Origin of the sequence: Basilea psittacipulmonis DSM 24701 (assembly GCF_000743945.1) — a bacterium.
In the GTDB taxonomy this organism is placed as follows: domain Bacteria; phylum Pseudomonadota; class Gammaproteobacteria; order Burkholderiales; family Burkholderiaceae_B; genus Basilea; species Basilea psittacipulmonis.
In genome coordinates, this window is sequence record NZ_CP009238.1 from 1,202,094 (window position 1) to 1,214,034 (window position 11,941).

Genomic DNA, 11,941 nt, shown 5'->3' on the forward strand with positions numbered 1-11,941 from the left:
GGGTTTAACCTCCAATCATAGATAAATCACGAATCAAACCTACTTTTTTCTCATGTAAAAAATGATGTTCAGGTTTTTCTCGGATAATGGATAATAAGTACTGTTCTAGCCCCTTATCATCACCTTGAGATAAAAAATCACGGATATTATAGGCAATCCCCCCAAACAAACACAAATGCACTTTTCCTTGAGAAGTCACTCTTAAACGATTACAGCTGGTACAAAAATCCTTACTATAAGGAGCAATAAAACCAATACTTCCTTGGTAATCTTCGTGATAATATTCTCGAGCTGGCCCTGCATTTGGTCCTCTGGGCGACAACAACCATCCCTGTTCTATCAATTTTTTCTCAACCGATTCTGCCGAAATATGCTGTTTTTGAAAAAAAGCATAATTATCCTGAGTCTGCATTAATTCAATAAATCTTAATGTAATAGGACGGTTTCGGACATAATCAAACACGTCTTTCATCGAACTATCAAAATACTCTTTTAACAAAAGCGTATTGACTTTAATCGATGTAAATCCGCTTTCAATAATTTCATCTAAGGCTTGAACGATACGTTCACTTTCTCTTTTTCCTGTAATTTCATAAAACTTATCAGGATCAAAGCTATCGATACTAATATTTAATTTGTCTAAGCCTGCCTCTTGGTACAAAGGAAAAAGTTTTTTAAGATGAAAGCCATTACTCGTTAAAGCAACCGTCTCAATATGAGGCGTTGACTTGCACACACGAATAATATCAGGCAAATCTTTTCTTAACGTTGGTTCACCGCCTGTGAGTCTGATTTTTTTGGTTCCTAAACGAGAAAATGCAGACACTAAGGTCGCGATCTCATCAACCGTTAATTCATCAGGCTTTGCCTTACCTTGATAACCATTAGGCAAACAATAATTACATCTAAAGTTACACAGATCGGTCACCGATAAACGCAAATAACTTAGTTTACGGTTATAGGGATCTTGCAAAATACTCATAAGAAGCAGTCCTTAAATGGCTGAACCATAATTGACTCCCCTGCTTTTAATGCAGCCCCATCTGCAGGCAATATCGCGAATGCATTGGCTTGACTAGCTCCCAATACATTGTGAGAATCTTGTCCACGTAACAAGGTCACTTGCCACTGTCCCACAGAAACCTCTTCTATTCTTGCTCTTTGATATTCTTTTCTGCCTGGAGATTTTTTCAAATCGTGCGTCAAAACAGCTGGAAATCTCAACATCTGTGGTGTCGCTGATTTTGCTTGTAACTCAGTAATCGCGTGACGTACAAAGACTTCAAAACCTGCAAATCCCGAAACAGGATTACCTGGCAAGCCAAAATACCAACTATCGCCCAATGCCCCAAATACAAAGGGTTTACCAGGCTTCATCGCAACTTTATAATGATGAATCGTACCAATTTTCTCAACAGCTTCTTTAATAAAATCGTAATCGCCTACTGAAGCACCGCCAGAAGTAATCACCACATCGGCTTTTTTTCTAGCCTCGTCCAACATTTGAGTGATGCCTTCTAAACTATCGTGAGCGGATCCACAATCAATCACTTCCACAGCATTCATCGACTTGAGTTTTGCCATAATCATTTGACGATTACTATCAAAAATCATATCGTCATTCGTAATATCTGTGCCAACTTCTTGTAACTCAGATCCCGTAGAAAAAACCGCCACTTTTACTTTGCGATAAACCTTGACGTGAGCATAACCTAAAGATGCCAACATCAAAATATCACCAATACTCAAGACTCTGCCTATCTCAAATACGGGATTGCCTTGTTTGACTACTTCACCTAAATAACGAATATTTTTGCCAGTTTCAACAGGGCTTTGTAACGTAATCGTGTCGCCCTCACGAAGCACATTTTCTTGGATAATCACTGTATGACAATCAGCTGGTACATGGGCTCCCGTCATAATTCTTACAGCTTGGTCAGCCGCCACATGCCCTTCAAACGATTTACCAGCAATCGATTCACCAATAACTTGAAACTGATCACCCGCATTAGCTGGTCCACACAAAGCATAACCGTCCATAGCAGAAATATCAGCATTAGGAATATTTAAAGTCGCCACAATCGGTTCAGCCAACACTCTACCCGTTAAATCAGAAACAGGCACTGCTTCAACGTCAAAAACAAGACGAGATTGGGCAATATTTTCAGAAATCAGTTTTTGTAAAGATTCTACTGTGATAAGTTCAGACATGATTTTATACTTTCAAATCAGGGAAATATTCATTATTTAATAACTCGATTTACACAAAACGACCTTATCTTCATCAGGTACTTTGTTTGAGATAAATCACTACGTGCCACTATTGTAGTCGTTTATCTAAAAAAAAGTAATCATCAAAAATAAGTAGAAAATAAATTTTATAAAAATCACTAGCGATTTTGAACAAGCTCATCGCTAGCTATCGTTGTTGTGCTATCCACCCCAGAAAATGAAGTGGATAGCGCGATTTATTAGCACTTAGACTTCGCACCAGAACGTGTATAGAACCACCAATTCAACACAAAACAAATCGCGTAGAAAATGATGAATCCAACAAAGGCCGCATCATAAGACCCTGTCATATTATGAGAAGTACCAAAACTTTTTGGAATAAAGAACCCGCCATATGCTGCAATCGCCGAGATAAAGCCAATGACCGCAGCAGACTCTTTCGCTACATTTTGCTGTTTCAATTCAGCTTTTTCCAAGCCTTGTGCCACCAAACGTTCATGTACTTTTGAGAAGATCGTCGGTACTTGAGCAAAAGTGGAACCATTGCCTAAACCTGTTAAAGCAAATAACAACATAAAGCAAATAAAGAAGATGGTGAAATTGCCTGTTGACGTTTCAGTAGGCATGCTGTAAAGAACACCAAACAATACAATCACCATACATCCATAAACAAATGCTGTGATTTTTGCTCCACTGTTAATCTTATCTGACAACCATCCTCCAATTGGGCGAGCCAAAGCACCAACCAAAGGCCCTAAAAACGCATATTTAACAGGGTCAACATCTGGGAATGAGGTTTTAATCAATAGAGGAAACCCTGCCGCGTAACCAATAAAAGAACCAAATGTACCCAAGTACAAAATACACATTAACCAATTATCACTTCTTTTGAAAATGCTAGATTGATCTTTAAAACTAGCTTTGGCACAAGTTAAATCATTCATACCAAAAATAGCCAAAACCGTTGACAAAATAATAAAAGGTACCCAAATGAATCCCGCATTTTGTAGCCAAATTTGAGTGGTACTATCCCCTTGTTGAATAGTTTGTGGTTCTCCGCCCAAGGCACCGAATACCGCCATCGTCATCACGATAGGTACACAAAGTTGAACCACTGAAACGCCTAAATTACCTAATCCAGCATTCAAGCCTAATGCCGTACCTTTCTCAGACTTGGGAAAGAAAAAGCTAATGTTAGACATACTAGATGAGAAGTTACCACCGCCAAAACCACATAATAAGGCAAGAATCGCCATGGTGGTGTAGCTTGTTGTTGGATCTTGAACTGCAAAACCAATGCCCAAAGCAGGAATCAATAAACTAGCAGTGGAAATCACCGTCCATTTTCGACCCCCAAAAATAGGCACCATAAAAGAATAAAAAATACGCAATGTTGCCCCTGACAAAGCAGGCAAAGCCGCTAACCAAAATAACTCATTGGGAGAATATTTAAAACCTACCTTGGGTAGATTCAATACAGTAACACTCCAAACTTGCCAAATAGCGAATGCTAAAAGCAAGGCAAAGATAGAAATCCACAGATTTCGACGAGCAATTTTTCTTCCCTTTGATTCCCAGAATTGCGAATTTTCTGGATTCCAATCAGTAATTAAATAAGACATTATTATTCTCCGTACATAAACCTTACGCTTTATTTACTTTTTTCATTGAGAAATGCATCCATACCAAGGATACACAAACTGTACCGTACAACAACATAAACGTGGTTGAACGAATGCCTGTCACATCTAAGGCGATACCAAACATAATAGGTAAAATAAATCCACCCAAACCGCCCGCTAAACCGACTACGCCAGAAACAGCACCGATATTATCAGGATAGTCATTCGCTACAAACTTAAAGACAGATGCTTTACCGATAGCCATCGCCACACCCACAATAAACATCAAGATTGTAAAGACAACGACATTAAGCTGAATAGAAAGACTGACATCACCTTTTGTCGTATGAATAACAAAATCTGTGTGAGGATAAGACAGAATAAAGAAACAAACCCAGCAAACCCACATCACGCCCCAAGTCACTTTGTAAGCACCAAAACGATCCGATAAATAACCGCCAAAGGCTCTTAACACGCCACCAGGCAAAGAAAAGCAAGCAGCCAAGAAAGCAGCTACACCCAAACTGAGATGATATTCTTCCACGTAATATTCCACCATCCACAATGCCAATGCAACATAGCCTCCGAATACAACGGAATACAACTGGCTATAACGCAACACACCAGGATCGGCCAATAAAGCGATTTGTTGCTTTAAATCGACCTTAGATGAAACCAAATGTTCTTTCTTACTATAAGTAAGGAACCAAAACAAAATCGCCGTTCCGAACATCAATGCAGCATATACTTGGGGAACCAAATGCCATGTGCCGATTGCAATTAAAGATGGGGCCAATAATTTGGTTAAGGCTGAACCTGCGTTGCCTGCACCAAAAATACCCATTGCCAAACCTTGTTGTGACTTTGGAAACCAACGTGCCACATAAGGTGTACCGACCGAGAATGATCCACCCGCCAATCCAAGGAATAAGCCGATCACCACAAAATGCCAATACTCATAAGCATAGGTCACTAAAAAGATAAACGGCACGCTTATCAACATCAATAAGAAAAATACAATACGACCACCGTATTTATCAGTCAAGATGCCTAATGGAACACGGACCAATGATCCACTTAAAATCGGAATCGATGTTAGCAAGCCAAACTGAGTATGCGTCAAGTTCAACTGTTCTTTAATGGGAATGGCCAATACTGCAAACATGACCCAAATCATAAAACATACCGTAAACGCAAATGTACTAGAAATCAGCACAGAATAACGTTTATATTGTTCTGAAACCATGATTTTTTCTTAATCGTAAAAAAACAGGTCATACAAAATGTATCACCTGTTAACAAATAATCAGCGTCTTCTCACCAGCTGCCAGGGGCGAATAATGTAATACAGCGTACCAAAACCACTCCACGCATGTACCATTCGTGTAAATGGGAAAATGGCAAAAAACGTCATACCCAAGAAAATGTGAATACGGAAGATAATGTCCGTTCCTTGAATATAGTCAGAGGCACTGACTCTAAACGTCACAATATGCTGTGCCCATTCCATTAATTTGACCATTTCTTCACCGTCCAAATGGTGTGCACTAACGAAAATCGTACTTAATCCAAAAGACAAGGTGATAAAAATCCACCCCAATACTAGATAGTCACGCCATGTAGAATTCGCTCTTAAACGTTCACAACGCAAACGTCTGTGAATAAGAATGACTAAGCCTATCCACGCTAAAGAACCAAATAATCCCCCCATAGACATGGCAAAAATTTGTTTAGCCGTATGCGTAACACCTAGAAACTCCCAAACACTTAACGGCGTTAATAAACCAAATAAATGCCCTAAAAACACCATCAACACACCCAAGTGGAACAATCGGCTTCCTAAAATCAACTGTCCACGATAGAGTAATTGACTTGAATCGCTTTTCCATGTGTATTGTTCTCGGTCATAACGCACTAAGCTACCCAGTAAGAAAATACTCATGCAAATATAGGGATAAATACCAAAGAAAAATAAATTCATCTTAACGCTCCTTTTGTTGCCTCATAAGCAGCTTTGGGAAAAAACTTAACGATCTCTTGCTGTGGTTTATTAAGCAAAGGTTCTACTCCCGAAAAGTCTGGTCCAAACATTTCCATCGCCTCATCCATATCACGAACAGGCGGTTCTATTAATGGTTGAGGTTTGACTGGGCTTAATGCAACCAAAGTTTCAAGGATACATTCATAAGGTGACTGACTATCAGCAAGTTTTGAGCGAATATGTTCAATCACATGAACAGCATCTCCCAACAATCTAAACGATTTATCGGTGTCCACTTGAGATAAGAATTCCAATAACACAGGTAAGTAATCGGGCAATTCATCATCACCTAATTCAAACCCGTTTTTACGGTATTCTTCTAAAAGATCCACCATTGCCGAGCCACGATCACGATCTTCGCCATAAACATGCTCAAAAATATACAAAGCATGTTTACGGTTGTTATCAAACGTTGCAACATATTTTTCTTGAAGCGTAATCAAATCATGTGAACGCATATAATCAAAAAATACATTTAATTTAGAAGTATCTTTGATATATTGGCTCTGTAATAGATAGCCTTTTATTTCATCAAGACTATCTATTAACGATTGTTCAGGATAGCAAAGCATCGCTGATAAACATTTAAACTCTAATATAGCCATCAGCGTTTATCCTCTTCATGATTTTCTTTTAGCTGTCTGCGTAAGTCATGAAACACAATAGGCGTACCTTTACGTTTACCAAATAAACTTTCAGATGTATGTCCGTCAGAACAGCCGTTACCAAAAGAGAACCCGCAAGATGCTTTGTCCTCAAAACTATTTTCCACCAACTCTTTATGACTACTTGGGATGACAAAACGATCTTCATAATTAGCAATCGCCATAATCTGATACATATCTTCGACCATTTCAGGGGTCAAATCTGTACCCTCAAGAACAGAAACATCCGCTTTTTTCTCAACCGTTTCTGAACGTTTATAACGACGCATAGCGATCATTCTTTCTAATGCAAACTTAATCGGAGCGATATTACCAGCCGTCAACAAGTTTGCCAAATAACGTAAAGGAATTCGCATCTCTTCAACAGATGGAATAATACCGTTATTCTGTAGTACACCACTTTCAATAACAGATTGAATTGGAGATAAAGGTGGGATGTACCATACCATTGGTAAGGTGCGATATTCAGGATGTAATGGGAAAGCCACTTTCCACTCCATCGCCATTTTGTACACAGGTGATTTTTTCGCCGCATCTAACCAATTTTGGCTAATACCTTGTTTTAGTGCTTCCTTTTGAACCTCAGGATCATGAGGATTTAAGAACACACCTAATTGAGATTCATAAAGATCTTCAGGATTTTCAACGCTTGCTGCTTGTTCGATCTTATCGGCATCATACAACAAGACACCTAGATAACGAATACGTCCCACACAGGTTTCTGAACAAACAGTAGGCTGACCACTTTCAATACGTGGATAACAGAAGATACATTTTTCGGCTTTACCACTCGTCCAGTTATAGTAGATTTTTTTGTACGGACAGCCAGACACACACATACGCCAACCGCGACATTTATCTTGGTCGATCAGTACGATACCATCTTCTTCACGTTTATAAATACTACCTGAAGGACAAGATGCCACACAGGATGGATTCAAACAGTGTTCACATAATCGAGGCAGATACATCATGAATGTTTGTTCAAACGCCGCATGCATTTCTTTTTGAATACCTTCAAAAAGCTTGTCTTTAGAACGTTTTTCAAACTCACCACCGAGGTCATCTTCCCAGTTAGGGCCCCATTCGATCTTATCCATTTTTTTGCCAGTTACTACCGACACAGGACGTGCGGTAGGTGGCGTTTTCATTTCTGGTGCATTTTGTAAATGCTCATAATCATACGTAAACGGTTCGTAATAATCGTCGATTTGTGGTAGGTTAGGATTACCAAATACGTTTTTAAGAATATTTAATTTACTACCCTGTTTCAAGGCTAACTTACCATTAGGTTTTCTAACCCATCCACCTTTCCATTTTTCTTGGTCTTCCCAGTTCTTAGGAAAACCAATACCTGGCTTAGTTTCTACGTTATTAAACCATGCGTACTCCACGCCATCACGACTCGTCCAAACGTTTTTACAGGTTACGGAGCAGGTATGGCAACCGATACACTTATCTAAGTTTAGAACCATACCAATCTGTGCTCTTATTTTCATTTTGAATTCCTTCTAAACAGTTTCATTAACGATTACAGTTCATGTTGAGATGACGCACCGGCTGGCTCATCTAACCAATCAACATGTTTCATTTTTCGTACGATAACCCATTCATCGCGGTTAGCACCTACCGTACCATAGTAATTAAAGCCCCATGCTTGCTGAGCATAGCCCCCAATCATGTGTGTAGGCTTGGTCACTGTACGAGTTACCGAGTTATGAATACCACCACGTTTGCCTGTTACTTCAGCACCTGGAACATTCACAATTTTCTCTTGTGCGTGATACATCAAAATCATGGTTTCAGGAATACGTTGACTGACAACTGCACGTGCTGTTAACGAGCCATTGGCATTAAACACTTCCACCCAGTCATTATCAACAATACCCGCTTTTTTAGCATCATCTTCACTAATCCATACGTGAGGACCGCCACGCGATAACGTTAACATTCTTAAATTATCGGAGTAGGTACTGTGAATACCCCATTTTTGGTGAGGTGTTAAGAAATTCAATACAATTTCTTTATTACCATTACTCTTAGCACCCAACAGTTTTTTCGTTGTTTTCAAATCGACCGGTGGTTTATAAACGCATAAATGCTCACCGAACATACGCATCCACTGGTGGTCTTGATAGAACTGCTGACGACCTGTAATCGTACGCCATGGAATCATTTCATGTACATTGGTGTAACCAGCGTTATAGCAAACCTCTTCACTTTCGACACCCGACCAAATAGGCGATGTAACGATCTTACGAGGTTGTGCTTGAATATCTCTGAAACGAATTTGAGTATGTTCAGCAGAAGCAATCAGATGAGAGTGATCACGACCTGTAATCTGACTCAAGCTATCCCAAGCCTTGCGAGCAACATGTCCGTTTGTTTCTGGAGCAAGCGTCAAAATCATTTCAGCGGCATCAATGGCTGTGTCTAATTTAGGCTGTCCTTTACCCGCACCGTCTTTAGCTACACCATTTAATTTACGCAAGAAATCGACCTCATGCTCAGTTTTCCAAGCGATACCCTTACCATTGTTGTTTACTTTTTCCAACAAAGGGCCTAGCGTTGTAAACTTGTCATAAATCGCACCATAATCACGTTCCACCACTGTCATCGCTGGCATCGTTTTACCTGGAATGGGTTCACACTCTCCTTTTTTCCAATCTTTTGGATCAAAAGGTTGACCTAATTCACTTGGGCTATCGTGCATTAATGGTGTTAAGACAATATCTTTACGTACACCAATATAATCCTTGGCAATTTCTGAGAAACGTTTAGCGATTAATTTATAAATTTCCCAATCTGTTTTACTTTGCCATAATGGATTCACCGCTTCTGATAGAGGATGAATAAATGGATGCATATCCGATGTATTCATATCATCTTTTTCATACCAAGTCGCTGTAGGCAAAATCACATCAGCATATAAACAGGTGGTTGACATACGAAAATCAAGTACTGTCAACAAGTCTAATTTACCCTCTGCAGCTGGACGAACCGTGATTTCAGAAGGTTTAATACCATCTGATTCATCACTCATCACCGCATTTTGTGTACCTAATAAATATTTCAAGAAGTACTCATGACCTTTGCCAGATGAACCTAAAATATTTGAACGCCACACAAACATATTTCTTGGGAAGTTTTGTGGATTATCTGGGTCATTACAAGCAAAGTCTAAAGCACCAGATTTCAATCCTTGAACTGTGTATTGAACTGGATCTTGACCTTTTTCTTGAGCTTGAGTCACCACATCTAATGGGTTACAGCCTAACTGCGGTGCACTTGGCAACCACCCCATTCTTTCTGCTTTTGCGTTGAAATCAATCAATGACATGGATGTCATTTTTCCATCAGAAGTAGGTGCCAAAATCTCATTCACACCTAATTTTTCATGTCGCCATTGGCTGGTATGAGCATAGAAGAATGATGTACCATTCATTTGTCTAACAGGGCGATTCCAATCTAAAGCAAAGGCTAATGGTGCCCAACCGCTTTGTGGACGCAATTTCTCTTGACCCACGTAGTGACACCAACCACCGCCTGATTTACCGATACAACCACACATAATCAATAGATTGATAATGCCACGATAAGTCATGTCCATGTGGTACCAGTGGTTCAGTGCTGCCCCTAAAATCACCATACTACGACCGTTCGTATCATGTGCGTTTTGAGCAAATTCATTGGCAACCTGGATAACTAACTCAGGTTTAACACCTGTATGTTTTTCTTGCCATTTAGGCGTATATGGTTTGTCTTGCAAAAAGTCAGTCGCACAGTTTTCATCGTTCAAGCCACGCTCTACACCATAGTTAGCCAAGCTCAAATCAAAAACAGTCGTTACATAAACGTCACTACCATCAAGCAAACGCACTTTTTTGACAGGGACTTTATGCATAATCACGTCATCATGCTCATTTCCAAAGTAGTCAAATGCTACATCGACCACTTCGTCACAACTGTCTTTCAAACTCAACAATGGATCAATGTCAGCATCTTTTGCTTTGCTTTCCAAGTTCCATTTCTGACTGTTGTCCCATCTAAAACCAATGGACCCATTAGGCACCACCATTTTGCCTGTTTTCGCATCAATCAACAATGTTTTCCAATCAGGATTTTGGCAATCTGCATGTTCGCTTAGCTGTGACGCTCTCAAGAAATAACCAGGTAACAATCGTCCCTGTTCATCTTTTTTCAACTGAACTAAAACAGGAAAATCGCTATAACGTTTGGTGTAATCAAGGAAGTAATCTGATGGTTTTTCAATAAAGAAATTTTTCAATACAACGTGACCCATCGCCATGGCCAAGGCCGCATCCGTACCTTGTTTCGGTGCTAACCAAATATCACCAAATTTCGCCATTTCTCCAAAGTCTGAAGACACTGCAACGGTTTTGGTTCCTTTATAACGCACTTCTGTATAAAAGTGTGCATCAGGCGTACGCGTCATCGGAACGTTAGATCCCCAAACCATTAAATAGTTTGAGTTATACCAATCTGCCGATTCTGCCACGTCAGTTTGTTCACCCCAAACCTGTGGACTTGATGGAGGCAAATCGCAATACCAATCATAGAACGATAAAGGCACGCCACCAATCAATCCTAAATAACGAGCACCCGCCGCATAACTAACCATCGACATAGCTGGAATGGGAGAGAACCCTACCACACGGTCAGGTCCAAAACTTTTAACCGTATAAGCATTAGCGGCCGCCACCATTTCTGAGGCTTCATCCCATGTTGCACGAACAAAACCACCTAAACCACGTTTTGATTTATATAATTTTGCTTTAACAGGATCTTCTACGATAGAACGCCAAGCTTCTACAGGACTCATGGTCTTTCTAGCTTGACGCCACATATTTGCTAATACACCGCGAATCATCGGGTATTTCACACGTTGAGCTGAATACACATACCAGCTATAAGAAGCACCTCGTGGACAGCCTCTAGGTTCGTGGTTCGGTAAATCTGGGCGTGTACGAGGGTAATCTGTTTGTTGTGTTTCCCAAGTAATTAAGCCATTTTTAACATACACTTTCCAACTACAGGAACCTGTACAGTTAACTCCGTGGGTTGAACGCACTATCTTATCTTGCGACCAACGGCTACGATAGCCATCTTCCCACTTTCTACTTTCATCTGTGACTAAACCATGTCCATTAGAGAATAACTCTTTGTGACGCTTAAAAAATTGCAATCTATCCAAAAATTGACTCATATTTTTCCTCATATTTTGGAGCTTTATCAAACAGCTAACATCATACATCCCTGATAAAAACTTGGTAATTGCCAGAAAGTCTAGATTTCATTCATAAATAGTGGCATACAAAATAAATCGTTTGAACTAGATAGAACTATACTTTAGTAGTAGC

The 11,941-nt window shown here is 39.8% G+C and carries 8 protein-coding genes; all 8 read right to left on the reverse strand.

Translation table 11 applies throughout. The annotated features are described in order from the left end of the window. Positions 1-4: 4 nt before the first annotated feature. The 8 genes from moaA to IX83_RS05240 all read right to left on the reverse strand — a co-directional run bounded on the left by moaA (position 5) and on the right by IX83_RS05240 (position 11,787). The gene (gene moaA / locus IX83_RS05205; protein ID WP_038499925.1) at positions 5-982 is read right to left on the reverse strand and encodes a GTP 3',8-cyclase MoaA; all 978 of its coding nucleotides are present in this window, start codon (positions 980-982) and stop codon (positions 5-7) included. Continuing rightward, a complete protein-coding gene (locus IX83_RS05210) occupies positions 979-2,211 on the reverse strand; it encodes a molybdopterin molybdotransferase MoeA (RefSeq protein ID WP_038499926.1) in 1,233 nt (410 codons plus the stop codon). The genes moaA and IX83_RS05210 overlap by 4 nt, the downstream gene beginning before the upstream one ends. 260 nt (positions 2,212-2,471) lie before the next feature. After that, complete coding sequence (locus IX83_RS05215; protein WP_316242962.1) at positions 2,472-3,857, reverse strand: NarK family nitrate/nitrite MFS transporter; 1,386 nt, start codon at positions 3,855-3,857, stop codon at positions 2,472-2,474. Positions 3,858-3,876: 19 nt separating this feature from the next. Then, positions 3,877-5,100: an MFS transporter gene (locus tag IX83_RS05220; RefSeq protein ID WP_038499931.1), complete on the reverse strand. Its 1,224-nt coding sequence runs from the start codon at positions 5,098-5,100 to the stop codon at positions 3,877-3,879. A gap of 60 nt (positions 5,101-5,160) precedes the next feature. Further along, a complete protein-coding gene (gene narI, locus IX83_RS05225; RefSeq protein WP_038499934.1) occupies positions 5,161-5,835 on the reverse strand; it encodes a respiratory nitrate reductase subunit gamma in 675 nt (224 codons plus the stop codon). Next, a complete protein-coding gene (narJ, locus tag IX83_RS05230) occupies positions 5,832-6,500 on the reverse strand; it encodes a nitrate reductase molybdenum cofactor assembly chaperone (RefSeq protein ID WP_038499936.1) in 669 nt (222 codons plus the stop codon). Before narJ ends, narI begins: the two co-directional genes overlap by 4 nt. Beyond that, positions 6,500-8,059, reverse strand: a complete 1,560-nt coding sequence (narH, locus tag IX83_RS05235; RefSeq protein ID WP_038499938.1) for a nitrate reductase subunit beta — start codon at positions 8,057-8,059, stop codon at positions 6,500-6,502. The genes narJ and narH overlap by 1 nt, the downstream gene beginning before the upstream one ends. Before the next feature lie 32 nt (positions 8,060-8,091). Continuing rightward, positions 8,092-11,787, reverse strand: coding sequence for a nitrate reductase subunit alpha (locus IX83_RS05240; RefSeq protein ID WP_038499940.1), 3,696 nt, complete (start codon positions 11,785-11,787; stop codon positions 8,092-8,094). Positions 11,788-11,941 lie beyond the last annotated feature (154 nt).

Coding starts and splice junctions, on each gene's coding strand:
- moaA (WP_038499925.1), bottom strand. CDS start 982: ATGAGTATTTTGCAAGATCCCTATAACCGTAAACTAAGTTATTTGCGT.
- IX83_RS05220 (WP_038499931.1), bottom strand. CDS start 5,100: ATGGTTTCAGAACAATATAAACGTTATTCTGTGCTGATTTCTAGTACA.
- narJ (WP_038499936.1), bottom strand. CDS start 6,500: ATGGCTATATTAGAGTTTAAATGTTTATCAGCGATGCTTTGCTATCCT.
- narI (WP_038499934.1), bottom strand. CDS start 5,835: ATGAATTTATTTTTCTTTGGTATTTATCCCTATATTTGCATGAGTATT.
- narH (WP_038499938.1), bottom strand. CDS start 8,059: ATGAAAATAAGAGCACAGATTGGTATGGTTCTAAACTTAGATAAGTGT.
- IX83_RS05210 (WP_038499926.1), bottom strand. CDS start 2,211: ATGTCTGAACTTATCACAGTAGAATCTTTACAAAAACTGATTTCTGAA.
- IX83_RS05240 (WP_038499940.1), bottom strand. CDS start 11,787: ATGAGTCAATTTTTGGATAGATTGCAATTTTTTAAGCGTCACAAAGAG.